Source organism: Microbacterium pygmaeum, from assembly GCF_900100885.1.
Lineage (GTDB): Bacteria > Actinomycetota > Actinomycetes > Actinomycetales > Microbacteriaceae > Microbacterium > Microbacterium pygmaeum.
This window is the reverse complement of record NZ_LT629692.1, coordinates 82,838-109,201: the sequence shown is the minus strand read 5'-3', so window position 1 is coordinate 109,201 and position 26,364 is coordinate 82,838. Positions and strand designations below refer to the sequence as shown.

Annotated in this window: 22 protein-coding genes; 7 read left to right on the top strand and 15 right to left on the bottom strand. The window is 70.4% G+C overall.

Annotation, left to right across the window (positions count from 1 at the left end; genetic code table 11):
- Nucleotides 1-25: 25 nt before the first annotated feature.
- The 7 genes from BLT19_RS00485 to BLT19_RS00455 are packed head-to-tail and all read right to left on the bottom strand — an operon-like array spanning nucleotide 26 to nucleotide 7,178.
- Nucleotides 26-1,195, bottom strand: coding sequence for an ABC transporter substrate-binding protein (locus BLT19_RS00485; protein WP_091484932.1), 1,170 nt, complete (start codon nucleotides 1,193-1,195; stop codon nucleotides 26-28).
- 43 nt (nucleotides 1,196-1,238) lie between these two features.
- Entirely contained in the window at nucleotides 1,239-2,057 is an 819-nt protein-coding gene (locus tag BLT19_RS00480) for an ABC transporter permease (protein WP_091484929.1), read from the bottom strand.
- On the bottom strand, nucleotides 2,054-2,899 hold the full coding sequence (locus BLT19_RS00475; protein ID WP_091484926.1) for an ABC transporter ATP-binding protein: 846 nt from the start codon (nucleotides 2,897-2,899) through the stop codon (nucleotides 2,054-2,056). The genes BLT19_RS00480 and BLT19_RS00475 overlap by 4 nt, the downstream gene beginning before the upstream one ends.
- On the bottom strand, nucleotides 2,896-3,840 hold the full coding sequence (locus tag BLT19_RS00470; protein ID WP_231917718.1) for an ABC transporter permease: 945 nt from the start codon (nucleotides 3,838-3,840) through the stop codon (nucleotides 2,896-2,898). The genes BLT19_RS00475 and BLT19_RS00470 overlap by 4 nt, the downstream gene beginning before the upstream one ends.
- Entirely contained in the window at nucleotides 3,837-4,862 is a 1,026-nt protein-coding gene (locus tag BLT19_RS00465; protein WP_091484923.1) for a TIGR03842 family LLM class F420-dependent oxidoreductase, read from the bottom strand. The genes BLT19_RS00470 and BLT19_RS00465 overlap by 4 nt, the downstream gene beginning before the upstream one ends.
- Nucleotides 4,863-4,870: 8 nt before the next feature.
- Nucleotides 4,871-6,313 carry a dihydropyrimidinase gene (hydA, locus tag BLT19_RS00460; RefSeq protein ID WP_091484921.1) on the bottom strand — a complete coding sequence of 481 codons (1,443 nt, stop codon included), beginning with the start codon at nucleotides 6,311-6,313 and terminating at the stop codon, nucleotides 4,871-4,873.
- A gap of 16 nt (nucleotides 6,314-6,329) precedes the next feature.
- A complete protein-coding gene (locus tag BLT19_RS00455; protein WP_091492987.1) occupies nucleotides 6,330-7,178 on the bottom strand; it encodes a nitrilase-related carbon-nitrogen hydrolase in 849 nt (282 codons plus the stop codon).
- A gap of 231 nt (nucleotides 7,179-7,409) precedes the next feature.
- Here BLT19_RS00455 and BLT19_RS00450 point away from each other — a divergent pair, with 231 nt between their 5' ends.
- Nucleotides 7,410-8,561, top strand: a complete 1,152-nt coding sequence (locus BLT19_RS00450) for a sensor histidine kinase (RefSeq protein WP_091492984.1) — start codon at nucleotides 7,410-7,412, stop codon at nucleotides 8,559-8,561.
- Between the two features lie 5 nt (nucleotides 8,562-8,566).
- On the top strand, nucleotides 8,567-9,220 hold the full coding sequence (locus BLT19_RS00445) for a response regulator (RefSeq protein ID WP_172825663.1): 654 nt from the start codon (nucleotides 8,567-8,569) through the stop codon (nucleotides 9,218-9,220).
- Nucleotides 9,221-9,235: 15 nt separating this feature from the next.
- Here the strand turns inward: BLT19_RS00445 and BLT19_RS00440 are convergent, their stop codons facing one another.
- The gene (locus tag BLT19_RS00440; RefSeq protein WP_231917717.1) at nucleotides 9,236-10,009 is read right to left on the bottom strand and encodes a hemerythrin domain-containing protein; all 774 of its coding nucleotides are present in this window, start codon (nucleotides 10,007-10,009) and stop codon (nucleotides 9,236-9,238) included.
- Between the two features lie 69 nt (nucleotides 10,010-10,078).
- Here BLT19_RS00440 and BLT19_RS00435 point away from each other — a divergent pair, with 69 nt between their 5' ends.
- Both BLT19_RS00435 and BLT19_RS00430 read left to right on the top strand, forming a co-directional pair.
- A complete protein-coding gene (locus tag BLT19_RS00435) occupies nucleotides 10,079-10,867 on the top strand; it encodes an ABC transporter ATP-binding protein (RefSeq protein WP_091484913.1) in 789 nt (262 codons plus the stop codon).
- 95 nt (nucleotides 10,868-10,962) lie between these two features.
- On the top strand, nucleotides 10,963-12,348 hold the full coding sequence (locus BLT19_RS00430) for an ABC transporter permease (RefSeq protein ID WP_091484910.1): 1,386 nt from the start codon (nucleotides 10,963-10,965) through the stop codon (nucleotides 12,346-12,348).
- A 4-nt stretch (nucleotides 12,349-12,352) separates the two neighbouring features.
- Here the strand turns inward: BLT19_RS00430 and BLT19_RS00425 are convergent, their stop codons facing one another.
- Entirely contained in the window at nucleotides 12,353-12,862 is a 510-nt protein-coding gene (locus BLT19_RS00425; RefSeq protein ID WP_091484908.1) for a hypothetical protein, read from the bottom strand.
- 39 nt (nucleotides 12,863-12,901) lie between these two features.
- On the opposite strand from BLT19_RS00425, the gene BLT19_RS00420 reads away from it, so the two are divergent.
- Complete coding sequence (locus BLT19_RS00420) at nucleotides 12,902-13,564, top strand: 2-phosphosulfolactate phosphatase (protein ID WP_091484905.1); 663 nt, start codon at nucleotides 12,902-12,904, stop codon at nucleotides 13,562-13,564.
- A 47-nt stretch (nucleotides 13,565-13,611) separates the two neighbouring features.
- On the opposite strand, the gene BLT19_RS00415 is transcribed toward BLT19_RS00420, so the two are convergent.
- From BLT19_RS00415 to BLT19_RS00405, 3 genes are all read right to left on the bottom strand, one after another.
- Nucleotides 13,612-14,100, bottom strand: a complete 489-nt coding sequence (locus BLT19_RS00415; protein ID WP_091484902.1) for a SprT-like domain-containing protein — start codon at nucleotides 14,098-14,100, stop codon at nucleotides 13,612-13,614.
- A 54-nt stretch (nucleotides 14,101-14,154) separates the two neighbouring features.
- On the bottom strand, nucleotides 14,155-14,682 hold the full coding sequence (locus BLT19_RS00410; RefSeq protein ID WP_091484899.1) for a hypothetical protein: 528 nt from the start codon (nucleotides 14,680-14,682) through the stop codon (nucleotides 14,155-14,157).
- Between the two features lie 102 nt (nucleotides 14,683-14,784).
- Complete coding sequence (locus BLT19_RS00405; protein ID WP_091484896.1) at nucleotides 14,785-15,648, bottom strand: spermidine synthase; 864 nt, start codon at nucleotides 15,646-15,648, stop codon at nucleotides 14,785-14,787.
- A gap of 298 nt (nucleotides 15,649-15,946) precedes the next feature.
- Between BLT19_RS00405 and BLT19_RS00400 the strand changes: the two genes are divergently transcribed.
- Together BLT19_RS00400 and BLT19_RS00395 are read left to right on the top strand one after the other, a co-directional pair.
- Nucleotides 15,947-16,702, top strand: coding sequence for a 5-oxoprolinase subunit PxpA (locus tag BLT19_RS00400; protein ID WP_091484894.1), 756 nt, complete (start codon nucleotides 15,947-15,949; stop codon nucleotides 16,700-16,702).
- Entirely contained in the window at nucleotides 16,699-18,309 is a 1,611-nt protein-coding gene (locus BLT19_RS00395) for a 5-oxoprolinase subunit B/C family protein (protein WP_231917716.1), read from the top strand. The genes BLT19_RS00400 and BLT19_RS00395 overlap by 4 nt, the downstream gene beginning before the upstream one ends.
- A 15-nt stretch (nucleotides 18,310-18,324) precedes the next feature.
- Here BLT19_RS00395 and BLT19_RS00390 read toward each other — a convergent pair whose 3' ends face one another.
- From BLT19_RS00390 to BLT19_RS00380, 3 genes are all read right to left on the bottom strand, one after another.
- Complete coding sequence (locus BLT19_RS00390; RefSeq protein WP_091484892.1) at nucleotides 18,325-20,958, bottom strand: DUF4062 domain-containing protein; 2,634 nt, start codon at nucleotides 20,956-20,958, stop codon at nucleotides 18,325-18,327.
- Nucleotides 20,952-23,516: an ATP-binding protein gene (locus BLT19_RS00385; RefSeq protein ID WP_172825564.1), complete on the bottom strand. Its 2,565-nt coding sequence runs from the start codon at nucleotides 23,514-23,516 to the stop codon at nucleotides 20,952-20,954. Before BLT19_RS00385 ends, BLT19_RS00390 begins: the two co-directional genes overlap by 7 nt.
- 64 nt (nucleotides 23,517-23,580) lie before the next feature.
- Complete coding sequence (locus BLT19_RS00380) at nucleotides 23,581-26,346, bottom strand: ATP-binding protein (RefSeq protein WP_091484886.1); 2,766 nt, start codon at nucleotides 26,344-26,346, stop codon at nucleotides 23,581-23,583.
- Nucleotides 26,347-26,364: the final 18 nt, after the last annotated feature.

Here is a 26,364-nt window from a genome sequence, read left to right as displayed (position 1 = left end):
CTGCCCGCTCGAAGACCGTCTCAGGCTACTGTCCGCCCTCGGTGAGCACGACGTCGATCGGCGTGTACTCGCCGCCGACCTCGACGCCCTCGTCCTTCAGCTCTGCCAGCGCCTGCTCGATGTACGTGTTGGAGTACGCCGAATCGGCCGGCTCGGTGGTGATCAGCTCGAGCCCGTCCTGGTTCTTGGCCGACAGGGCACCGGCGACCGTCTTGTCCCACGCCGCCTCGTCGACGATCCCGAAGTCGCCACCTGCCCAGATGAGCTTGTTGACCTCGTTCATCTGCCACTGCTGGTGCACCGGACCGACCGGGAAGGCGGCCTCCGCGTTGATCGCGGCGTCGTACGTGATGGAGGCGGCCTCTTCCGGGTTGTCCCGGGCGAAGACCCATCCCTTGGTGACGGCCTTGAGGAAGCGGACGGCGGCGTCGGCGTAGGCCGGGTCCTCCAGGCGCTGGGTGTCGGCCCAGATCGCGTCCTGCAGCATGGCGCCGTCGGTGTCCTCGTAGCTGATGACGTCGAAGTCCTCGGGCTGGTACAGCTCCCCGGTCGCGGGGTTGACGACCTCGAGGATCTGCGCCCACTCGTTGTAGGTCATCGCCTGCGCCGCGTCGACGTCGCGGTCAAGGAGCGCGTTCATGCTGAAGTCCTGGGTCGTGATGGAGACGCCGCTCGCGTCGAGGTCATCCGCCGCCATGGCGGCGAAGATCTCCCACTCGTTGCCGAAGCCCCACGAGCCGATGCGCTTGCCCTCGAAGTCGGCGACGGATTCGATGCCGTCGCCCGCCCATGACACCTGCAGCGTGCCTGACTTCTGGTACACCTGTGCGATGTCAGTCAATTCGACGCCGGTGGCCTCGAGGGTGCCGAGCACCTTCGGCACCCACGCGATGGCGAAGTCGACATCGCCCGCGACGAGGGCGTCCTGCGGCACGATGTCGCCGCCGGAGGGGACGATCTCGACCGAGTCGAAGCCCTCCTCTTCGAAGTACCCCTGGTCGAGGGCGACGTAGTACCCGGCGAACTGGGCCTGCGGCAGCCACTGGAGCTGGAGCTTGATGTCGGTGATGGGCTCGAAGTCGCCGTCGGCGCCGGTGGTGGCCTCGGGCGCGGGGGCCGAGCAGGCTGCGAGGGCGAGCGCGGTGACTGCTGCTGCCCCGGTGATGGCGAGGAGTCGCCTCGTGCGGTGTCTCATGCTGTTCCTTTCGGGTTGTGATGGTGCAGGTGGTGCGGGCCGGTCAGACCGACGTGTGCCTGGTGACGAGGCGCTCGAGCAGCGTGGTCACGAGGAAGAAGACGAGGCCGATCAGGATGCCGCCCACGACGTACGCCCAGGCGAGCGCGGCGCGCCCCGATTTCGCGTAGGTGGCGATCGCCGTGCCGATGCCGTCGGCGGGTCCCCCGAAGTACTCGGCCACGAGAGCGGCGATCACCGCGAGGGATGCCGCGATGCGCAGGCCCGTCATCAGGTAGGGCAGGGCGGTGGGCAGCGTGAGCAGGCGGAAGGTCTGGCCGCGGGTGGCCGCGGAGGCGCGGAGCAGATCCCGGTGCACGGGGCGGGTCTGGCGGAATCCGCGGAGCACGTTGACGAACACCGGGATGAACGCGGCGATCGTCGCGACCGCCTGTCTGCCGAACTGGCTGGACGCACCGAACATCGTGTTGAGGATCGGGGTGATCGCCACGATCGGGATGACGGCCAGCGCGGCGACGAGCGGCGCGAGCATGCCGTCGATCGGCCGCGCCGCGGCGGCCAGAGAGGCCAGGATGACCGCGAGGATCGATCCCACGAGCAGACCGACGAGCGCGTTGGTCGCCGTGATCAGCATGCCCTTGGAGATGATGTCCCAGCGCAGGACGAACTCGGCGCCGATGGCTGCGGGCGCCGGCAGCATGCGCGGTGCCGACCCGGTGGCGACCCAGACGGACCACAGCGCGAAGATGAGGACGCCGACCACGACCGGCGCGACGAACCGGAGCCACGACGGCAGCGCGCGCGGCGCTCGGGTGTTCGGTCCGTGCGCCTGGCGCAGGGTCGTCACCGTCGAGGCGGTCATCGCTCGTTCGCCCGTTCCACAGGCGTTCCGTGCAGCGCTTCGCGCACCGCCGTGACGCGTGCGAAGTACTGCGGCGACTCGCGCAGCGCCTCCCCGCGTTCGGTGCCGAGCTCGATCGGAATGACATCGGTGATGCGCCCAGGTCGCGGGCTCATCACCACCACGCGATCCGAGAGGAAGACCGCCTCCGGGATCGAGTGCGTGACGAACACGACGGCTGCCTCCGTCTCCACGGCGATGCGGGCGAGTTCGAGCTGCAGGTGCTCGCGGGTCATCTCGTCGAGTGCGCCGAACGGCTCGTCCATCAGCAGCAGCCGAGGCTGTGTGGCCAGGGATCGCGCGATCGCGACGCGCTGCTGCATGCCGCCGGACAGCTGATCCGGATATCGATCGACGAAGTCGGTGAGTCCGACCAGTTCCGCCAGCTCCGCCACCCGGGCCGCCCGTGCCGCGCGTCCCGTGCCCTGCAGCTCGAGGGGGAGCGCGATGTTGGCCGCGACGGTGCGCCAGGGCAGGAGCCCTGCCTGCTGGAAGGCGATCCCGTAGTCCTGGTCGACGCGCGCCTGACGGGCCGGCTTGCCGAAGATCCGCAGCTCGCCGCTGCTGGTCTGATCGAGGTCGGCGATCAGGCGCAGCAGGGTCGATTTGCCGCAGCCGGACGGTCCGATCAGCGACACGAACTCGCCGGCGCGCACCTCGAGCTCGACCTCGGTGAGCGCGAGGACGTCGCCGCCCTTGGTCGGGAAGACCTTGCCCACGCCGCTCGCGGAGACCGCCAGCGCCGCGGTCCCCGCGTCTGCGACGGCTGCTGAGCTCGTCGAAGGATCGTTCTGGGCCATCATGCGGTCGCTTCTCCTCTGCGGTACTTCTTGAGCCCGAGGGCGATGAGCGCGACCGATCCGGCCGCGATCAGTCCGAGCGCGATCGAACCGAAGGTCGGCCCCCACGGGGCGGCCGGGTCGCTGGATGCCTGGCCGGCGAGCTGGATCAGCATCCGACCGATCCCGCCCCGCATCCCGATCGACACCTCTGCGACGACCGCGCCGAGTACTGCATTCGCGGCCGCGAGGCGGAGGGCCGGCAGCAGATACGGAACCGCAGCGGGCAGTCGCAGGCGCAGGATCGTCGGCCAGTACCCCGCGGCGTAGGTCTGCAGGAGATCGACGTGGATACGATCCGGTGCGTTCAGGCCCCGGAGCACGCCGATCGCGACGGGGAAGAACGCCAGGTACGAAGCGATGATGGCGACCGAGAGCCACTGCGGCCATGGCGCGCCACCGCGCGAGATCTGACTGCCGATCGCGTTGACCACCGGGGCGAAGGCGATGAGGGGCACGATCTGGCTCACCACGATCCACGGCAGCAGGCCCCATTCCACGATCCGCCACCGCTGCATGATCAGGCCGAAGAACGCCCCGACGACGACGCCGATGAGCCAGCCGACGGCGGCGATACCCAGCGTGAGCAGCGCTGCCGAGGCGACGGAGACCCACAGGGGCGGCGTGCTTCCCCCGCTGGTGGACTCGAACAGGCGCGCTGCCATGTCCCAGATGTGCGGCATGGCCCGGTCGTGGGTGCGCGGCAGGATCATCACGCCGGAGCCGGTCTGGCCGGACACCGCGCCGACGACGACGCCCTCGGCGGGCCCGAGGAACTTGTACAGCTCCCAGATCAGCATCACCGCGATGATCCCGAGCGCACCCCAGGCGACCGCGGCCCACTGCTGCGGCGCCTCCCGGGTGCGCCGGAACCGTGCCAGGCGTCCGGCGGCGGGTGCGGTCAACGCTTCGCCCGCACGTGCTCGGACAACGCGGGGATCACCGTCTCGCCGTACACGCGGAGGGTCTCCTCCTTGTTGTCGTGCTGGAGGTAGCCGGCGAACTGCGTGACGCCGATCTCGCGCAGCTTCTCGAGCTTGGCGATGTGCTCCTCGGCGGTGCCCAGGATGCAGAAGCGGTCGACGATCTCATCGGGGACGAAGTCGACGTGGTCGTTGCCGGCCTTGCCGTGCGAGTTGTAGTCGTAGCCGACGCGCCCCTCGATGTACGCGGTCAGCGCCGCGGGCACACCGCTCTCGTCGGCGTGGTGGCCGTACTTCGAGACGATGTCGGCGACGTGGTTGCCGACCATGCCGCCGAACCAGCGGCACTGGTCGCGCATGTGCTCCCAGTCATCGCCGATGTACATCGGCGCGGCGACGCAGAAGGCGATGGAGTCGGGGTCCCGGCCGACGTTCGCCGCGGCATCCCGAACGGTCTTGATCATCCAGGCGGCCACGTCCAGGTCGGCCAGCTGCAGGATGAATCCGTCGCCCACCTCGCCGGTGAGCTTGAGGGCGAGAGGACCGTAGGCGGCCACCCACATCTCGAGCTCGGATCCGTGGCTCCATGGGAACTGCAGGGTCGCCCCGTTGTACTCGACAGAGCGCGAGTTCGCCAGCTCGCGGATCACGTGGATGGACTCGCGGAGCTCCTTCATCGTGACCGGTTTGCCGTTGGTCACCCGGACGGCCGAGTCCCCGCGGCCGATGCCGCAGATCGTGCGGTTGCCGTACATCTCGTTGAGGGTGGCGAAGACGGATGCCGTCACCGTCCAGTCCCGGGTGGCGGGGTTCGTCACGAACGGACCGACGGTGACCCGCTTGGTCTCGGCGAGGATCGCCGAGTGGATCACGTACGGCTCCTCCCAGAGCAGGTGCGAATCGAATGTCCACACGTGGCTGAAGCCGTGCGCCTCGGCCAGCTTCGAGAGCTGGACGGTGCGCGCAGCGGGCGGGTTGGTCTGCAGGACGACGCCGAAATCCATGGTGCTCCCTAGATCAGGTACTGGCTCAGGCCGCGCTTGAGGTAGCGTCCGTCGCCCTTGGAACCGAGGTACTGCCCGCCGTCGACGACGACCTTGCCGCGGGAGATCACGGTGTCGACGTGGCCGTCGATCTCGTAGCCCTCCCACGCGGAGTGGTCCATGTTCATGTGGTGGGTCTTTCCCTCCCCGAAGCCGATCGAGGTGTGCCCGTTCGGGTCGTAAACGACCACATCGCCGTCGGCGCCGGGCTGGATGACGCCCTTGCGGCCGTAGAGGCCGAACATCCGCGCCGGGGTCGTGGAGGTCAGCTCCACCCAGCGCTCGAGGGTGATCTGGCCCGTCACCACGCCCTGGTACATCAGATCCATCCGGTGCTCGACAGATCCGATGCCGTTCGGGATCGCGCGGAAGTCGTCGCGACCGAGCTCCTTCTGGCCCTTCATGCAGAACGGGCAGTGGTCGGTGGAGACCATCTGGATGTCGTTGGTGCGCAGGGCCTTCCACATGTGGTGCTGGTGGCCCTCGCCGCGACTGCGCAGCGGTGTGGAGCACACCCACTTGGCGCCCTCGAACTGACCCCACTCCTCGCTGAACGCGCCGAGCTGGTCCTCGAGCGACAGGTACAGGTACTGCGGGCAGGTCTCGCCGAACACGTTCCAGCCCTGGTCCCTGGCCCAGGCGAGCTGGTCGACGGCCTGCTTCGCGCTGACGTGGACGACGTACAGCGGAGCGCCGGTGAGGTTGGCGAGCATGATCGCGCGGTGCGTCGCCTCCTCCTCCATCTGCCAGGCGCGGGCGATGCCGTGGTAGTACGGCGCCTTCTTGCCCGCTTCGGCCAGCTGTGCCGCGAGCACGTCGATGGCCGGGCCGTTCTCGGCGTGCATCATCGTGAGCAGCCCGGTCTCGGCGGATTTCTGCATCGCCTTCAGGATCTGCGCGTCGTCGGAGTAGAAGACGCCCGGGTACGCCATGAACAGCTTGAAGCTCGTGATCCCCTCGTCGATCAGCGAGTCCATCGCCGCGAGCGAGTCCTCGTCGACGCCGCCGATGATCTGGTGGAAGCCGTAGTCGATCGCGCAGTTGCCGGCGGCCTTCTCGTGCCATGCGGCAAGGCCGTCCTGCACGCGCTCGCCGTAGCGCTGCACTGCGAAGTCGATGATCGACGTGGTCCCGCCCCACGCTGCGGCGCGGGTGCCGGTCTCGAAGGTGTCGCTGGCGTTCGTGCCGCCGAAGGGCAGCTCCATGTGCGTGTGCGCGTCGATCCCGCCTGGGATCACGTACTTCCCGGTCGCGTCCACGACGGTGTCCACGGATGCCGCGACGTCCGTCCCGAGCAGCTGCGAGCCGGGCTGCAGCACGGCGACGATGGTCTCGCCGTCGATGAGGACGTCGGCCTGGCCGCGGCCGGTCGAGGAGACGACGGTGCCGCCGGTGATGAGTGTGGTTGCCATGAGGTGCCTACTCCCGCTACGGCTTCGCGATCATCGTGTAGGAGTCCGGCCGGCGGTCCCGGTAGAACTGCCAGTCGTCGCGCATCTGCTGAACCATGTCCAGGTCGAGGTCGCGGATGAGCACCTCCTCGTCGGTGCCCGAGCCGCGGTCACCGACGAAGTTGCCGCGCGGATCGATCACCTGGCTGGTGCCGTAGAAGTCGACGGCGAGCTCGCCGTACTCGTTGTCCTCCCGGCCGACGCGGTTCGGCTGCAGCACGAAGTACCCGTTCGCCACGGCGGCACACGGTCCTTCGACCTCCCAGAGGCGGTTGGACAGACCCGGCTTGGTGGCGTTGGGGTTGAAGACGACGTGGGCGCCGTTCAGGCCGAGCTCGCGCCAGCCCTCCGGGAAGTGCCGGTCGTAGCAGATGTAGACGCCGATCTTCCCGACGGCGGTGTCGAAGACGGGATAGCCGAGGTTGCCCGGCCGGAAGTAGAACTTCTCCCAGAAACGGTCCAGGTGCGGGATGTGGTGCTTGCGGTACTTGCCGAGGATGGTGCCGTCCGCATCGACGACGACCGCGGTGTTGTAGTACACACCGGTCAGATCCTCCTCGTAGATCGGGAGGATCATCACCAGGTTCAGCTCCTTCGCGAGGGCCGCGAAGCGCTGCACGATGGGGCCGTCGGCGGGTTCCGCGTAGCGGTAGTACTTCTTGTCCTCGGTGATCCCGAAATACGGGCCGTAGAACAGCTCCTGGAAGCAGATCACCTGGGCGCCCTGGGCCGCAGCATCCCGAGCGAACTCCTCGTGCTTGTCGAGCATCGACTCCTTGTCGCCTGTCCACGTGGTCTGTGTGATCGCCGCTCGCACCGTCGTCATATCGGTCTCCATCCGTCCTCGCATGAGCCAGTTCAGGCCTTCGTCGAGTGGGCGCCGGTTCGGGTGCCGGTGGGATACGCCCTGACTCCCGATCTTGGTCGTCGCACATTTCCCATCGATTTCAGCCTGTGTCCGCACCGTAAAGCCTGCGCGCGATGCGGGGCAAGAGGGGAGGGCGGATACATCGCAGGACGGATGCCGCGGCATCCGCTCTCACGTAGCGTGAAACCCGTGTTCCGCCCGCTGAAGACCTATCAGGTGGTCGTCGACTGGTCGGTCGCCGCCGTCTGCTTCGTCGCAGCCCTGGCCGTCATCGCTCCGAACGGCTGGCCGGTGGAGGATCTCAACGCCATCGTCCCGACCGTCGCGATGGCGGTGGCACTGGGCCTGCGCCGCCTCGCGCCGGGCAAGGCGCTGGGCCTGGCGTGGATCGGGGCCGCGCTGCAGATGCTGGTCGGGGTGCCGCCGATCCCCGCAAACCTCGCGATCTTCGCCGTCCTGTACACGACGGCGGCGTACGGCGACCGGCTCGCGTTCTGGCTGGGATTCGCCTCGTCGTTCGTGGGCGGCGCGGTCATCTCGGTGTACCTGGTCGTCGCCCGCCCGTCCATCGGCGCGGGGGAGTTCACCTGGAACGCCATGCCACTGGCGCTCGCCGTCCTCGTGGCGGCCGCCTTCGCGCTGCTGCTCTCATGGACCGTCGGCGCACTCGTGCGGACCGCGCTGCGCGCCCGCGAGAACCGCAAGGCGCAGGAGCTGGCCGAGGCGGACGCGATCGTCGAGCAGGAGCGGGTGCGGATCGCCCGCGACATGCACGACGTCGTCGCACATTCGCTCGCCGTCGTGATCGCGCAGGCCGACGGCGCCCGGTACGCCGCCGCACACGATCCGTCCGCTGCGACCGAGGCGCTGGGCACGATCTCGACCACCGCGCGCTCGGCGCTGGCCGATGTGCGACTCCTGCTGACCCAGCTGCGCCATTCCCAGTCCGAGGGTCCCCAGCCCGGCCTCGCCGATCTGGAGGAGCTCTACGCGCAGGTGCGCGTCGCGGGCGCCGACCTGCGGATCGACATCGACCCGGCCCCGCCTGGCGAGCCGCCGGCGGCCGTGCAGCTCGCGGTGTACCGGATCCTGCAGGAGGCCCTCACCAACGCCCTCCGGCACGGCGGTGCTCCGGTGGATGTGCGCCTTGCGTGGCTGGCGGACCGGGTTGAGGTGTCCGTGCGCAATCCACTGAAGACGACCGCGGCCGCGCCGGGTTCCGGGCACGGCGTGATCGGCATGTCCGAGCGCGCGCAGCTGGCGGGCGGAAGCCTGCGTGCCGGCGCCGACGGCGGCGAGTTCGCCGTGCGGGCGAGCATCCCGATCGTGGCGGCCTCGTGAGCGGGCTGATCCGCGTCGTCATCGTCGACGACCAGGCGCTCTTCCGCGCTGGCATCCGCATGCTCCTGGACTCGCAGGCTGATCTGGAGGTGGTCGGCGAAGCCGCTGATGGACGCCAGGCGCTCGACGTCGTCCGTGCGAGTGGCCCCGACGTGGTGCTGATGGACATCCGGATGCCGGGAATGGACGGCCTCGCCGCCACCGCCGAACTGCTCCAGGACGACGTGCCGGACGGGCGAGCGCGTCCGCGGGTGGTGATGCTCACCACCTTCGACCTCGACGAGGCCGCCGCGCGCGCGATCCGTCAGGGTGCGAGCGGGTTCCTCCTGAAGGACGCGGATCCCGAGTTCCTCCTCGCCGCGATACGCACGGTCCACTCCGGATCCGCCGTGATCGCGGCATCGGCCACTCGAGAGCTGTTCGCGCGATTCACGGATGCCGCGCCCCAGCCGATCCCGGCGGCGTACGGATCCCTGACCGACCGCGAGAAGGAGATCTTCGCCCTGGCCGCGAGGGGACTCAGCAACGCGGAGATCGCCGGCCGCGAGTATCTGTCGGAGGCGACGGTCAAGACCCACATCAGCCGGATCCTCACCAAGCTGCGTCTTCGTGACCGCGTGCAGCTGGTGGTCTTCGCCTTCGAGCACGGGCTGGCCTGAGGGCCGGGAGCGCGCTCAGCGGCCCTCCAGCACCGCGCGGTTTCGCTCGTACTTCCCCTTCCCGCTCCACCTCCACAGCAGCCGCGCCGGCGGCGGCAGTTCGTGCAGGAACTCCGTACCCGCGTCCGGCTGCGCCGCCATGATGTCGCCGAGCATGTTCCAGGTCTGCCCCTTCGGCGTCGCGGCACGGCCGTGCGTGCTGAACCAGTCGACCTCCTTCTGGGTGAGGGTGTGCTCCATCACCGGGACGATCGTCGTCTCCTCGTCGGGCAGGTGAACGGCCAGGGCCGCATTGATGCCCTCGAGCGCGGCGAGCACCGCCGCGGGATCCCCGGCGGTGGTGCGCCACGTCGGCAGTGCTGCATCAAGGTCGTTCAGTGGCGCGAGCATCGCCTGATGCTGCTCCTTCATCCGGGCCACGTGCGGACCGCAGGCCGGCGAGCGCTCGTCCAGCGTGCTCCACAGCCGTTCGTCCTCCCCCTCGTGGTGCGCGTGCAGCGCGACCGACAGGGTGTCCAGGTGCACCGCGACCGCCTCGGCATGGCCGGCGTCGCCGGGCCGGATGCCGCAAACGAGGCCGGGCGCCTCACCGAAACCGCGGCGGAAGAAGCGGTGGATCATCGCCATGCCGCTGGCATCGCACATCTTCGCCGGCCGCGGGGCATCGCCGCTGGCGGGCAGGGGAGTAGCAGGCATCGTGTCTCCTTCGAAAGACGCCGGCGGCTCTGCGATCCCACATCGCCGGCCGAGCCAGAGACTAGTGCCCTTCGCCGTGTCGCGGAAGATCATCCCTGCGATGTACAGGCATGGCCCGAGCGACCGACGACGGCCCGGCGGGCGGTTCGTAGCGTCGAACACATGGAACTCACATCGACCGACCTTGGGCTCGCCGCCCGGGTGCACAACCTCACGAAGACATACGGAACGGGCCCCAGCGCCGTCCGCGCGCTGGACGCGGTGAGCCTCGGCATCCGCCGCGGCGAGTTCACCGCGATCATGGGTCCATCCGGCTCGGGCAAGTCGACGATCATGCACATCATGGCGGGGCTCGACACCCCCACGGGCGGTCGGGCATGGATCGGCGACACCGACATCACCGCCCTGTCGGATCTGGAACTGACCCTCCTGCGACGCCGCCGCGTCGGGTTCGTCTTCCAGGCCTTCAACCTGGTGCCCACCCTTGATGCGATCGGCAACATCCTGCTGCCCTTCGACCTCGACGGCCGCCGACCGAGCGCCCTGGAGCGTGCGCGGATCGACGGTCTCGTCGACTCGCTTGGGCTCGCGACGCGCCTCGGTCACCGCCCGCATCAACTGAGCGGCGGCCAGCAGCAGCGCGTGGCCATCGCGCGGGCCCTCGCGACAGCACCCGATCTCGTCTTCGCGGACGAGCCGACCGGCAACCTCGATTCGCGCAGCGGTCGGGAGGTGCTGGGTCGTCTGGCCTCGGCCAGCCGCGAGCGCGGTCAGTCGATCGCGATGGTCACGCACGACCCGATCGCTGCCAGCGCCGCCGACCGGGTGATCTTCCTCGGCGACGGCCGCATCGTGGCCGACAAGCCGAAGCAGAGTGCCGAGGAGATCTCGGCGTACATGCTGGCCGCCGAGCGCGGCGCGCCGGCGGTCGCGGCGGAGGTGCGCTCGTGAGCGCCGCGACGCTGCCAGTCCTCTCGCGGCCGGCTCCCGGGGAGATCCGCCGAGGCTCGGCATCCGCACCCCTTTCCTGGCTGCGGGAGCGGGGGATGGGTGCGAGCGTGCTCGTCGCGGCGATGTCGACCGCGTTCGGGGTGGTCCTCATCACGGCGACCGCCTACATCGGGGCGATGCTGCGCGCCGATCCGTGGCTCGGCGAGAGCGGCCTGCTGGAGTTCGTGCTCGGTTTCCTGACGCTGATCCTGGTCGGAGTCGCCGTGTACGTGGCATCCATCGTCACGGCCAACACCTTCGCGACCGTCGTCGCCGGCCGCACCCGCCGCATCGCGCTGATGCGGCTGATCGGCGCGACCGCGCGCTCGCAGCGCACCGAGATCGCCCGCCAGGGGCTCGTCGTCGGGGTGATCGGCGCGTTCCTCGGGCTGGTCGGCGCAACGGCGCTGGCGGCTGGTGGGGTGTGGCTCGCGGGACGGATGCTGGGCTTCGAGGATCTCGCATTCGCACTGGTGCGCCCCGACCTGCTGCTGCCGGCGGGAATCGTCGCCCTGACGACCTGGGCGGCCGCCTGGGCGGGGTCGCGGCGGGTGCTCGCCGTGACTCCGCTGCAGGCGCTGGGCGGTGCGGTCGAGGCATCCCACTCCTCCGTCACCGGGCGAAGCGGCCGCAACGTGACCGCCCTCGTGCTGTTCGCAGTCGGCGGTGCGCTGCTTGCCCTCGGGATCCTCGTCGGGCTCGTCTCGCCGCTGGGGGTGCTGGTCGCCTTCGTCGGCGGCATCTTCTCGTTCACCGGGCTTGCGCTGGGCGCGGCGCTGGTCATGCCTCCCGTCCTGCGCCTGGTGGGCCGGGCGTTCGGGAGCTCGGCGGCGGCACGGCTCGCGGCCGAGAACGCGCTGCGGTACCCGGAGCGCTCGAGCCGGATGGCGATCGGCGTGGTCATGGGCGTGACCCTCGTGACGATGTTCGCCGTGGCGATCGAGTCGGTGAAGGCGGTGCTCACCGCAGCGGCCGGCGGCCAGCTGCCGATCCAGATGGCGACCGTGCTGGACTCGTTCGCCGGCATCATGATGGGACTCGTCGCCGTCTCGGCGGTGATCGCGGGTGTGGGGCTGGTCAACCTGCTGACGATCGGCGTGGTGCAGCGGCGTCGCGAGCTCGGGCTCCTGCACGCCCTCGGCGTCTCCAACGGCCAGGTGCGGCGAATGGTGCTGCTGGAGGCCGCGCACATCACGATCGCCGCCACGGCGACCGGTCTGGTGCTCGGCATCGTCTACGGGTGGGCCGGTGCGCAGTCGCTGCTCGGTGCGGTTCCCGGCAATCCGGCGCTGCCGGCGGGACCGACGTTCGTCTGGCCCGCTGTCCCGTTGTGGCCGGTCGTGGCGATCGTGGTGGCGACCGCCGCGCTGACGCTGATCGCCGCGGTGGTGCCGACGCGTCTGGCGACGCGGGTCGCACCGGTCGAGGCGCTCGCCGAGTGACGCGTCAGTCGGCGGGGGCGGGCGCGGGATCGTGCGCCCACGACGGCGCCAGCGCGCGGATGCGGGCGGCCCGCCACTGCCAGATCGACCACAGCACCGGCCACAGGGCGACGGCGGTCGGACCGCCGATGACCAGTCGGTCGCGCCACAGCGTCTTCGTCGGATCCCCCGGCGCCGGTGAGATCGCCATCTGGTGGTCCCAGACGTCCAGGCTCGCGAGTGGTCCGGTCAATGGGATGCCGCTGTCGCGGAAGATCCGCACGGTGCCGGACGCGTCGCTGGTCACCCGCTCGCTGACGTGGATGAGCTGACGCCCCATCGGCAGGGCGCCGGCCATCGACAGCTGGACCGCGACGTCGTTGCCCGGCTCCCATGCGCTCGGCAGGCCCTCCGGGCTGAGCGGCGCGAGCTCCATCAGCGGCCCGTACAGCTCCGCCACCGCGCGGGGGGAGTGCAGCGCGCGCCATGCGGCGTCGGCATCGGTGTCGACCACGAGCTTCAGCAGGATGCGCATCTCCCCAGTCTCGCACCCGCGCGGCTCTAGGCTGGCGGGATGCCCGGGCAGCAGCATCCGTTCTCGCAATCCGACTATCAGGTGCGCCTCGATTGGGGCCTGGACGGCCTCGTCCGCATCACGCCGGCGGATGTCGTCGTCATCGTCGATGTGCTGCGGTTCTCGACGACGGTGACCGTTGCGCTCGAGTCCGGTGCCGATTTCCCGCTGGATGCTGCGGCCCACGAGATCTCGATCAACGGCGCGCCGCTCGCCGAGGCGGCCGGTCGAAGCGGCGCGCTGGTGCTGCTCGGCGGGCTGCGCAACGCCGGAGCCGTGGGCGCGGCGATCTACGCCGAGCAGGCCCGCCGCGGTGCGCGCACGAGCATCGCAGTGATCGCCTGCGGCGAGCTCGCCGGCCGCGGCGACGCCCACCGCAACCCTGACGCCCACGTGCGCTTCGCCGTCGAGGATCAGCTCGGTGCCGGCGCGGTGATCGACGCGCTCGCCGAGCTCGGCATCGACCACAGCTCGCCGGAAGCAGCTGTGGCGGGCGAGTCGTTCCGTGCGCTGCGACGCGCGGCGACCCACCTGGTCACGGCCAGCGGCTCGGGACGCGAGCTCGCGGAGGCCGGGCTGCGCAACGAGGTGCTGGCCGCGGCGACCGCGGATGCGGCATCCGTGGTCCCCGTCCTGCGCGAGGGTCTCTTCCGCCCGTTCTGACCACGCGCCCACTCCGGACCCGACACGCCGGCCCGCCCGCCCCCCGGCTACCTCGGCGTCATCGCCGCGAGCCGGGTCTTCGGACTGATCTCGCGCCGCGTCCAGGTGAAGACGAACCGATCGTCGAACCGGGGCGCGCACTTCGCGCACGAGGTCGGCCGGGTCACGCGGCGATGCCGGTACGCGAGGTGTCCGGCGGGGCACACACCGATCCACGGGGCGAGCTCGGTCGCCGTCTCGCCGTGGTGGGTCGTCCCGCCGACATAGCCGATGTCGCGCGCCACCGCCTTCCACTTCGCCCCGTGCCCCGCCGATGCACCCGCCATCGCGTGCGCGACCTCGTGCAGCAGTGTCTGGTGGTTGGTGTCGTCGTCGTAACGGGCCGTGAGGTAGCGCGAGACGCTGATGCGCTTGTGCGTGTAATCGCACAGCCCCGCGCGACGCTTGGCGTTGTCGAACCCGAACGACCACGAGTCATCGAGGTGGGAGGCGATCAGCGCGTCAGCCCAGACGCGCACGCGGTGCAGTTCCGACATGGCAGGGATGCTAGAACATACCTACGACACGATGCCGCACGGGCCGACCACCGTTCAGCTGGCGACGGAAGAGCGCGAACGGCGCCGGTCGGCCGCGTCGATGGCCAGGAGCGTCGACTCGAGCTGATCGTCGGTCGCGCCGGCCTCCTGGCGGAGGAACAGTGCACGCTTGAAGTCGGCGCGGGCTGAAACGAAGTCGCCGGATTCGAAGAACACCTTCCCGCGGTGCTGATAGGCGAACGCGGCGATCCCGTTCCAGTTCTGCCCCTCGGCCTCGTAGGCGCAGGTGGTGAGCTCCTGCTCGGCGGCCGCGAATGCGCCACGGATCTGCAGCACCGACGCGTGCAGGATGCGAGCGCGCAGCAGGTCCTTGCGGGTGCCCGCCATGCGCGCGACGCGCACCGACAGCTCCGACAGCACGAGCGAGTCATCGAGCTTCCCGAGCACCTTCAACAGCCAGACCCGCTCGAGAAGGGCCGGCAGGCTCCGCTGCTCGCCGATCTCGTCGAGGCGGTCCTTGCACTGGCGGGGATCGATCTGCTCCCGCAGCGTATCGGGGTCGTACCCGTGGATATAGCTCACTGCCGACTCCTTCCGCGCGACCCGGTTCGCTCTCCCAGTCTGCACGCGCTGCCCGGCACCGCCCCGAGGACTCGCCGCGCGCCGCCGTCGGGAGACTCGAAATCAGCGCTCGAAGACCGAGCCGGCGGGTTTCGGGGACGGGGTGGAATCGGCATCCGTCGCCACTCGCGCGCCGCGCACGAACTCGTCCAGCTCCGCACCCTGCGCGACCTTGGCGGGGTGGGGTCCGGCCGCCATCAGGCGGGGCAGCCAGTCGGTCGGAAGCGGAGCGTGCGACGCCGTGATCACGAGATTGCCGAATCGGCGACCCTTGAGCACCTGCACCTCGGCCAGCACGAGCACGTGCTCGAAGACCGCGCGCACCGTCGCGACCTGGCGCCGCGCGAAGGCGAGCCCGGCGCCGTCGGCGACATTCACCAGGAGCACGCCGGTATCGGCCAGGAGCGCGGATGCCGCGGTGTAGAACTCCACCGTCGTCAGATGCGCCGGGGTCTGGGCGCCGGCGTACACGTCCGAGATGAGCAGGTCGACCGCGCCGTGCAGACCCGGCGGGAAGCGGCCGAGCCCCTCGCGGGCATCGCCGATCCGCATCCGGATCGAGGCGCCCTTCGGCAGCGGAAGGTGCTCGCGCACGAGCTCCACCAGCGCGGGCTCCAGCTCCACGACCTGCTGGCGGGAGCCCGGGCGGGTCGCCTCGATGTAGCGGGGGAGGGTGAGTCCCCCGGCGCCGAGGTGCACCGCGGTCAAGGGCTGACCCGGCATCCGGAGCAGATCGATCACCGCGCCCATGCGAGCGACGTATTCGAAGTGCAGGTGCGTGGGGTCATCGAGGTCGACGTGCGACTGCGGGGTGCCGTCGACCTGGAGCTCCCACCCGCCGGCGTACGCCGAGCGCACGATGTGCGCGAGGGTGCCGTCGGCGAGCCGCGCCGACGGCGCGGCCGCTTCGAACCGGGCGCGGGCCATGGCTCAACGGTACCCCGGTGGCACTTCCGCCCCGCCCCGCCCCGTCTGCGGTCATCGTCGACTGCAGAACGCAGGACCGACCCGCCGCGTGCCGGCGGCGTGCCCGGGATTCCGCGGGTCCGAGGCGCGGGCGCCCGGCCGATCCTGCGCTGCGCGCGGCGCCCGTGTCATAACTCCGCCTGGCGTTGTGGCGCGCGGTGCGGCGCACCCGTGTTTCCGCGGACGCCGGGCCGACGCCGGCGATCCGAGGAGGAATTGTGACGCGCTCCGACCGCCCCCTGCGGCGATACCGTGGAGCATGGCCTGGATCGACCTCAACGCCGACCTCGGCGAGACCGTCGACGGCGTGCCGACGGCCGACGACGAGGCGATGTTCGCCGTGATCTCCAGCGCCAGCATCGCGTGCGGCGGGCACGCCGGCGACGCGGGGTCGATGCGGGCTGCGGTCTCCCGTGCCGACCGCTTCGGCGTCCGGATCGGCGCACACCCGTCCTACCCGGATCCGGCGAACTTCGGCCGGCGGCCGATCGACATTCCGATGCAGGAGCTGTCGGTCTCCCTCGCCGCGCAGCTCGGCGCCCTGACCGACGCGGGCGCGGACATCCGGTACGTCAAGCCGCACGGCGCGCTCTACCATTCGGTCACCACCGACCCGGTGCAGGCGACCGTCCTCACTCGTGCCGTCGTCGCCCTCGCCGACCGGCTCGGTCATCCGATCGCGGTGCTCGGTCTGCCGGGCGAGATCGAGCGCGCGACGCGCGCCGCGGGTGTGCGCTTCGTGCGCGAGGCATTCCTCGACCGCGCGTACCTCCCCGACGGTTCGCTCGTACCCCGCGGCCGGGCGCGCGCCGTGCTGGACGATCCCGACCAGGTCGCCGGCCGTGCGGTGCGCCTCGCACTCCATCACGAGGTGGAGGCGATCGACGGCACGATCGTGCGGGCCGATGCCGAGTCGCTCTGCGTCCACGGCGACTCCCCGGATGCCGTCGCCATGGCCCGCGCGGTGCGCGCGGCGCTCGGGGCTGAAGGCGTCGACGTGCGGGCGCCGCGGTGAACGGCGTGCGGCTCCTGCCGATGGGGGAGCGCGCGCTCCTGGCAGAGGTCCGCTCCCTCGACGCGGTACTCGCACTGCATGCGCGGCTCGAGACGTCGCGCATCGACGGGGTCGTCGACCTCGTCCCCGCCGCCCGCACCGTGTTGATTCGCGTCGATCCGACCACGCTCACCCTCGCGGCCACCCGGGCGTGGGTGCAGCGCAACGCTGAAGTCCTCGACACGCCGGTGTCCGGCCGTGCGCATCAGCAGGTCGTCGACCTCGACATCGCCTACGACGGACCTGACCTGTGCGACACGGCCGAGCTTCTCGGCATCCCGGTCGAGGAGCTCGTCCGCCGTCACTCCACCGCGGAGTGGACCGTGGCCTTCACCGGCTTCGCCCCCGGCTTCGGCTACCTCGTGAGCCCGGACTGGAGCTTCGATGTGCCGCGCCTCGACACGCCGCGCACCCGCGTCCCGGCCGGCGCGGTCGGTCTTGCTGCGGGGTTCACCGGAGCCTACCCGCGCGAGACACCGGGCGGGTGGCGGCTGATCGGCACCACGTCGGCACGCCTGTTCGATCCGGATGCCGCGGCCGCGGCATCCGCTTCCCTGCTGGCACCCGGCACGCCCGTCCGCTTCCGACCGCGCGCCCCTACCCCTTCCGGCGGGCCCTCATCTCCACCTCGAGACGGTGCGGAACCCCCGCAGTCTCGAGGTGGAGATGAAGTCTCAGTCTCAGGAGCCGCGCCGGTGCGGGGGATCCGGATCGTCGAGCCCGGGCTGAGCGCCACCGTGCAGGACCTCGGACGCCCCGGCGTCGCCTCGCTCGGGGTCGCGAACTCGGGTGCTCTCGACCGCGGCGCGCTGCGGATCGCCAATCGCCTGCTCGGCAACCGCGAGAACGCCGCCGCCATCGAGGTGACGATGGGCGGGTTGCGGGCGGTCGCCGAACGCGACGTCTGGTTCGCGATCGCCGGCGCCTGGGGGCCGCTCCGGCTTGCGGATCGCGAGGTCGACCCCTACCAGGCACACCTCTGGCACGCGGGCGAGGTGCTGCACGTGGACTGGTTCGCACACGGCGTTCGCGCGTACCTCGCGCTGCGGGGCGGGGTCGATGCACGGACGGTGCTGGGGTCCAAGTCGACCGATGTGATGGCCGGTCTCGGCCCGGAACGATTGACTGCCGGCATGCCGATCGGCGTGTCGGGTGACGCCGTGCGGCCGATCCCGGCGACGCAGCTCGTGCCGTGGGGCGCACCGCAGGACGACGAGATCGAACTCGCGCTCGCAGGTGGGCCGCGGGCGGACTGGTTCGAGTCGTCCGCATCGCGGACGCTGTTCGAGAGCACGTGGATCGCGTCGAACGATTCCGACCGGGTCGGCATGCGTCTCGACGGCCCACAGCTCCCGCGAACCCGCACGCGAGAACTCCCCAGCGAGGGGATGGTCGTCGGCGCCCTTCAGGTGCCGCCGAGCGGCCGGCCCACGATCCTCCTCGCGGACGGCCCGGTCACCGGCGGCTATCCCGTCATCGCCGTGGTGTCGGATGCTTCCCTCGATCAGCTCGGGCAGGCACGGCCGGGAACCCGCATCCGGTTCCGTCACGCCCGTCCCACAGCCTGACCTCATCCTGACGCGTCACCAGTGCGCGAGGGCCCGCGTCGCGAGTTCGCGCTCCGCCTCGGGAAGGGCCAGGGCCACCGCTTCGGCCACCGTCAGCTGGGCGCCTTCGCGCTCGCCGGCGGCCACCGCGTCGGGATCGCGCTGACGGACCGCGTCCAGCGACAGCGCGTGAACGGTGAATGCCTCGACATCGAAGACGCCGATGCGGTGCCGGATCGCCGCCGCAGCGGCCGATAGGGCACCCGCACGACGGGCATGGCCGTGCGCGGCGGCGATCGCGCAGAGCCCTTCCAGCCCGTACGCGACCCCCTCTTCATGGTGCAACGTCACCGAGTCGAGCAGGGTTCGGCGGAAGACCGCCTCGGCTTCGGCGACCTGTCCGCCGACGAGCATCAGCCGCCCGATCTGGTTGCCGGCGACCGATCGCGTGAACAGGTCCCCGCCGGCTTCAGCGACCGCGCTGGCGCGTTCGAAGTGCGCCAGGGCGTCCTGCCTCGAACCGCGCAGCCACGCGACGCGACCGAGCGACACGCGCGTGATCGCCTCACCCCAGCCGTTGCCGACCTGGTGCAGTCGCTCGACGGCGTCGTTCAGCTCGCGCTCGCCCGTGTCGAGGTCGGGCGACGGGAGCTGGACGCGCGCGGTCGCGCGGGCCGCGAGGGCCATTGCGGCGGCATCCTCATCACCGCTCTCGGTGAACAGCCGCACGCACTCGGCGAGCCCGGCGACCACCTCGGGCGACGGGTGCTGCCACATCTCGCCCCACAGTGCGAAGAACCAGGCGATCGCCCGCGAGTGGGGCAGGATCGGCTGCTCCTTGTCGAGCAGCTCCAGCATCCAGACGCGCACACCGCCGAAGAGGCCCATGATCCACCAGTAGATGAGCAGACCCCACGCGAAATCGGCCGCATCGTCCAGCCGATCGGTGTACACGAGGTGACGAACCGCTGCTCGGAGGTTGGCCAACTCCAGTCCGAGCGCGGCTGCGGTCGAGGCCTGGCTGCTGCCGCGCAGCAGCCCCGCCTCGCGGCGCACCAGCGCCGTGTAGTAGTCGGCGTGCGCTGCGCGCATCCGGTCGGCGTCGCCGCGCTCTTTCAGCCGACCGAGAGCGTACTCGCGCACGATCGCCAGCAGTGACAGCACCGGGCGGCCGTCGACCTCGGCCTGCTTGACGAGGGAGGCATCGATCAGTGCCGTCACGGCGTCGATCGCGCGCCCGTCCCAAGGCCGTCCGACCCCGAGCGCTTCGACCGCATCCAGCGTGAACCTCTCGGCGAAGACGCCGAGGTCCTCCAGGAGCGCTCGGTCCTCGCCCGCGAGGAGGTCCACGCTCCAGTCAAGTGTCGCTCGCATGGTGCGGTGACGCTCCGGCAGGTCGCGCACCGCCGCTGTGAGCAGGGGAAGGCTGCGCTGCAGTCGCTCGGCGATCGCGCCGGGGGTCAGGATGCGCAGCTTCGCGGCGGCGAGTTCGATCGCCAGCGGCAGGCCCTCCAGACGCCGGCAGATATCCATGACGGCGCCCGCGTTGCCCTCGGTCAGCTGGAAGGAGGGTTTCGCGGCCTGCGCGCGGTCGACGAACAGTGCGACCGCGGCGGACTGGCGTGCGCGCTCCAATGTGCCGGGCGCACCCGGCTCCGGGATCGACAGGGCGCGCACGTCGTAGACCTGCTCGCCGCGGATGCGCAGCACGATGCGACTGGTGACCAGGAAGCTGGCGGTCGGGGCGACGGTGTACAAGCGCACCAGCACGGGGGCGGCATCCACGATCTGCTCGAAGTTGTCGAGCACCAGCAGCACGCGGCGCCCTTCGAGCGCACGGGAGATGCGTTCCTCGAGCGCCGCCTCGCCATTGTCGCGGATACCGAGCGCGTACGCGATGGTCGGCAGGAGCAGGTCGGGCTCGAGGGTGTTCTCCAGCCCGACGAAGTACGTGCCGTCGGCGAACGAGGCGGAGCTTGCGATCGCCACCTCGATCGCCAGCCGGCTCTTGCCGATGCCGCCGGGCCCGATGAGGCTGACGACGCGGTCGTGCCCGCGCGCCAGCAGGTCCGTCACTTCACCGATCTCGCGCTCGCGTCCGACCGTGGTCGTGTATGGTACGGGCACGCGGGCGATCAACGAGTTCGCGACCTCTCCCTGCTCGGTCCAGCGTTCGACGCGCGAGTCGTCGAACCGCTCGGCAAGCAGAATCGCGAGGTCGGCACCGACCTGGTTCTCGAGCTCGTCGGCATTCTCGAACGGGAGGTAGGCGGCGGTGTCATCGGCGCGGATCCGGTCGATGAGTTCGGTCAGCCGCGCCTCGCGCGAGGTGCTCTTCTTGATGTAGATCAGCTTGGGCATCGACCTCGGGGCGAGGTTGTACTCGTCCTCGAGCCCGGAGATCTGCTCGTCGGGAGCGATCCAGCCGTAGCTGTCGGCGTAGATGCCGACGAAGATGTCGCTCTGGGCGAGGTACGACCGGTAGAGATCGCGCGGCGGGTGGGGGCGCGCACCGAGTTCGAACATCACCGCCGCCAGCTGCATCCGCTCGATCGCCGCTCGGACGACGCGTCGCTCGTCGGCGAGCTCGCGCAGCGTGGAACTCACGAACACCCGCAGTCGCTGATCCGGCGTGCGGATCATCGATTGCGCGTCCAGCCCGGTCACCATGCGGCCACCGCATCGCGAAGCTGCGCATCCGCCTCCGGTCCGGGCAGCACAAGCCGGATGGCCTCGCCGAGCCCCATCTCACGGCCGGCGCGTTCACCCGCCGCAACGCCGTCGGGGTCCTCCATGCGCAGGGCCTCGAGCGGAGCCAGATGCACCGCGAATCCCTCGATGTCGAAGACGCCCGTGGTCTCGCGGATCGTGGCGGCGACGGCGGCGAGCGCGCCGGCCCGCCACGCCTCGCCGCGGGTTGCCGCGAGTGCGCACGCACCCTCGATCCCGTAGGTCGCGCCGTCGAGGAAGTGGAGTCGGATCGAGAGCGTCAGCGTGAGGAGGAACTCCTCTTCTGCGGCTTTCTGTTCCCCCAGCAGGAACCGCAGCCGCGCTCGGTTGTTCCCGGACACCACTCGCGTGAACGCGTCGTCGGCGGTGTCGGCGATCTCCACCGCGCGCTCGAAATGCGCCATCGCTGCGGCCATGTCGCCGCAGAGTACGCCCAGCTGCCCGAGCGCCACCTCCGCGAGCGCTTCGGCCCAGAAGTCGCCGATCGCGGCGAGGCGTGCAACGGCCTCGACGAGTCCTTCCTGCGCCACTGTGACGTCGACGTCGGGAAACTGCATCCGCGTCGACGCCTGTGCGGCCAGCGCCATGGCCGCGGCGTCCTCATCCTGACTCGCCGTGAACAGCCGCACGCACTCGCCGAGTGCCGCGACCACCTCGTCGCCCGCGCGCTGCCACACATTCGCCCAGAGAGGGAAGAAGGTTGCGACCGCTCGTGTGTGGTCGGTGATCGGCGATCCGGTCGCGAGCAGCTCCTGCATCCACAGACTCACGTCCGCGAAGTAGCCCGATATCCACCAGTACGGCAGCATCGTCCACGCGAAGTCCCCGGCGTCATCCAGACGCCCGGTGATCACCAGATGGCGAGCGGCTGCGCGCAGGTTGGGAAGATCGAGTCCCAGTTCCGCCGCGGACGCGATCTGTCCTGCCCCCCGCAGCCGCGGCGCGATGCGCTGCACGAGATCCAGGTAGTAGTCCGCGTGCGCCATCCTCAGCGCGTCCGCGTCGCCGCGGGACTCGAGTGCATCGAGGGCGTACTCTCGCACGGTCGCAAGGAGCGAGAAGACCGATCGTCCGCCCGCCTCGACCCGCTGCACGAGGGACGCGTCGATCAGGGCGGCGAGCGTCTCGATCGCGTCGGGGCCCCATGGGCGCGACGCGCCGACCGCCTCCACGGCTTCGAGCGTGAACCGCGCGCCGAAGACTCCGAGATCCTCCAGCATGCTGCGCTGCTCGGGCCTGAGGAGCCCGACGCTCCAGTCGATCGTCGCGCGCAGCGTCCGGTGGCGCTCGGGGAGGTCGCGCGCGGCGGATGACAGCAGCGGGAGGGTCCGCTGGAGGCGCTCGAGCACGTCGTGCGGCGATAGCAGCCGAACGCGAGCGGCGGCCAGTTCGATCGCGAGCGGCAGGCCGTCGAGGCGCCGACAGATCTCGATGACGTCGGCGGCGTTCTCGGCATTCAGGGCGAAGTCCGGCTGGGACGCGGTCGCGCGTTCGGCGAACAGGACGCAGGCCGCTGACGCGCGCGCGCGCGTGAGCGGCGGTCGTGCGTCGTCCGCGGCGAGATCGAGCGTCTCCACCTCGAACACGCGCTCGCCGCGGATACGCAGCACGACACGGCTCGTGACGAGGAAACAGGCGTTCGGCGCGATCGAATACAGGCGCACGAGGACGGGCGCCTCGTCGACGATCTGCTCGAAGTTGTCGAGCACGATGAGGACGCGGCGGTCGCCGATGGCCTGCCCGATGCGATCTTCGAGCGTGCCCGCACCGGTGTCGCGGACGCCGAGGACATACGCCACGGTGGGCAGCAGCAGGCCGGGCTCCAGGACGCCCTCGAGGGGCACGAAGTACACCCCATCCGGGAACACATCGGCGTTCGCGTGCGCGGCCTCGATCGCCAGGCGGCTCTTGCCGATCCCGCCCGGACCGATCAGGCTGATCACGCGGTGGTCGCCACCGGCCAGCAGCGCTCGGATCTCGGCCAGTTCGCCGTCGCGTCCGATCGTCGCGGTGTACGGCTCGGGCACCCGCGCCGTCATGGGGGTCGTGGCGTGTGCGCTCGCTCGTATCCGGGATTGATCGAATCGCTCGGCGAGCAGGGTGGCGAGGTCACCGGCGACCTGATCGGCGAGATCCTCCGCGGCGCGGAAGCGCAGGTACGCCGCGGTGTCATCCGACTGGATGCGGGCGATGAGCTCGCTCAAGCGTTCGTCGCGATGCTCGCTCGCCCTGATGTAGATCAGCTTGGGCATCGACCTCGGGGCGAGGTTGTACTCGTCCTCGAGCCCGGAGATCTGCTCGTCGGGAGCGATCCAGCCGTAGCTGTCGGCGTAGATGCCGACGAAGATGTCGCTCTGGGCGAGGTACGACCGGTAGAGATCGCGCGGCGGGTGGGGGCGCGCACCGAGTTCGAACATCACGGGCGCCAGTCGCATGCGTTCGATCGCGGTGCGCACGGCACGTCGCTCGTCGGCGAGCTCGCGCAGGGTCGAGCTCACGAAGACCCGGATCCGTTGGTCAGGCGTACGGATCGCGGGCCTCTGGGCCCCAGTCATGACGACATCATGGCGCGGATGCCGCGGCATCACCAGTGGCCGGGCCCTTCATCCGGTTGTCGCGCCGGGACCCCCCGGCAGCGGCCAGCGCGTATTCGGCCGCCTCCTGTGCGCCGTAATCCGCACCGCGGATCTCCGCTTCGCGGATCCGATCGGCTGCGCCCTGATCGCACAGCGCCTGGAGGTAACGCGTGTGGAAGACGAACGCCGGGGAGTCGAACACCGCGGCCCGCTTGCGGATCGCTCCCGCCGCTCCCGCCAGGACGCCCGCCCGCTCGGCCTCTCCGCGCAGGGCGGCGATCGCGCAGAGGCCTTCCAGCCCGTAGGCGATGCCCTCCTCGTGGCGCAGGATCACCGACCCGGCGATCGCCTCCGAGAACAGTCGCTCGGACTCGTCCACGCGACCGAGGAACAACCGCATCCGGGCCAGATGATGCGTCGCCACCGTCGCGGCGAACGTGTCACCGCTGGCAGTCGCGGCCGCCACCCCTCGTTCGAACTCGACTGCCGCCGCGTCCAGGTTGCCCAGCAGGGCGTCGATGCGCCCCAGCGCGACGAGGGCCAAGGTCTCGCCCCAGCCGGCTCCCAGTTCGCGGAACCGTTCCGCTCCCTGCCGCAGCCATCCGGTCGCCTGCGGCAGATCGGGATCGGCGGTGTTGATCTCCGCAAGACCGGCTGTCGCGGCCGCCATCGTCGCTCCCAGGTCGTCGCCCTCTCGGGCGAAGCCGTCCGCGGCATCGCGAAGCGACCTGGTCAGCTCGTGCGAGGGCTTCAGCCACATGTCGCGCCACGCGACGTAGAAGGCGGCGATCGCCCCGGTGCGCGGCGACACCGTCGATGCCCTGGACGCCAGCAGCTCCTCCATCCAGACCGCGACTTCGGTCAGGTAGCCGCCCACCCACCAGTACAGGTAGAGCCGCCAGGCCATGTCGGCCGCGCTCTCGACGTCGCCGATCGAGGCGAGATGACGGACGGCAGCGCGCAGGTTCCCCCGCTCGAGATTGAGTCGCGCCACGGACTCGACCTGCTGGCCGAAGCCCAGCCCCCTGCCTTCTCGCTGGGCGAGTTCGACGTAGACATCGGCATGGGCGCGCCGGGCGTCGGGCTCCTGACCGGAGGTGCACAGCTGTTCGAGGGCGAACTCGCGCACGGTCGCGAGCAGCGAGAAGGAGGACTCTCCGTCGAGGTCGTTCTGGCCGACCAGCGACGAATCGACGAGGACCTCCAATGCGCCGAAAGCGTCGAACGCCCACGCGCGTTTCGCCGCGAACGCTTCGACGGAATCCAGCGTGAACCCCGGCGAGAACACCCCGAGCTCGTGCAGCACGATCCGTTCGTCGGACGCCAACAGCCCGGTCGACCATTCGATCGTCGTTCGCAGGGTGCGCTGCCGCTCGGGCAGGTCGCGAGAGGAGTCCACCAGCATCGGCAGCTGGTTGTCCAAGCGCTGCAGGACGCTGGTGGGGCTCAGCACGCGCATGCGAGCGGCCGCGAGCTCGATCGCGAGGGGGAGTCCCTGCAGGGCCTTGCAGATGCCGACGACCGCCGCTGCATTGGCGTCGGTGAGCTCGAAGTCGGGCTTGACCGCGCGTGCTCTGTCGACGAACAGCTCAACGGCCGCGGATGCGCGGGCGCGCGCGACTGAATCCGGCGAGGCCGGATCGTGCGTGGCGAGCGCAGGCACCTCGAACACCTGCTCGCCACGGATGCGCAGCAGTACCCGGCTCGTGACCAGGAACGCAGTGTCTGGCGCGATGGTGTACAGCCTCACCAGAACCGGCGCCGCGGCGATCAGCTGCTCGAAGTTGTCGAGCACCAGCAGCAACCGGCGTCCGGCGAGTGCGATCGCCAGGCGTTCCTCGAGCGGCAGGTCGCCGGCATCCCGCACACCCAGCGCGTATCCGATCGAGGGCAGGACCAGATCCGCTTCGAGCACGTTCTCCAACGGCACGAAGACCGTGCCGTCCGGGAACAGGTCGTCCGCGGCGCCGGCGACGGCGATCGCCAGCCGGCTCTTGCCGATGCCACCGGGGCCCAGCAGGGTGACGAGGCGTCGATCGCGGTTGGACAGCAGATCGAGGATCGCTGCGACGTCCTCGTCGCGTCCGATCAGTCGCGAGTACGGCGAAGGGATGCGCGAGGCCAGGGGTTCGACTGTGGTCGGGGATCCGCCGACGCGTGAGGCGTCGAAGCGGTCGGCCAGCAGCGTGGCGAGGTCGGCCTCGACGAGCTCGGCCAGTTCGTCCGGCGATCCGTACGTCTTGTACGACGTGGTGTCATCCGCCTGGATCCGGCCGACGAGCTCCTCGAGGCGGTCATCGCGATCCGCGGGGGATCGCAGGTAGATCAGCCTGGGCATGGCGTGCGGGGCGAGCCGGTATTCGTCCTCGAGTCCGGAGATCTCCTCGCCGGGGGCGATCCAGCCGTACCGCTCACCGTAGATGCCGACGAAGACGTCGCTCTGCGCGAGGTAGGCGCGATAGAGATCGCGAGGTGGATGCGGGCGCGCACCCAACTCGAACATCACCGGCGCCAGATGCAGTCTCTCGATCGCCGCGCGGACCGCGCGTCGCTCATCCTCGAGCTCCCGCAGCGTCGACGAGACGAAGATCCGCAACCGCTGATCGGGTGTTCGGATCGGCGGCGCGTGGCCGCCCGCGGCATCCCCCATGCGCATCATTGTGGGCATTCCGGCGATCGCCGTCCAGTATCCGCGCGGTTTATACCGCACGTTCGGAAAGTTTTCAAGGACCGACTGGACACGGCGCGTCATCCGGCGTATAGTTGTTCC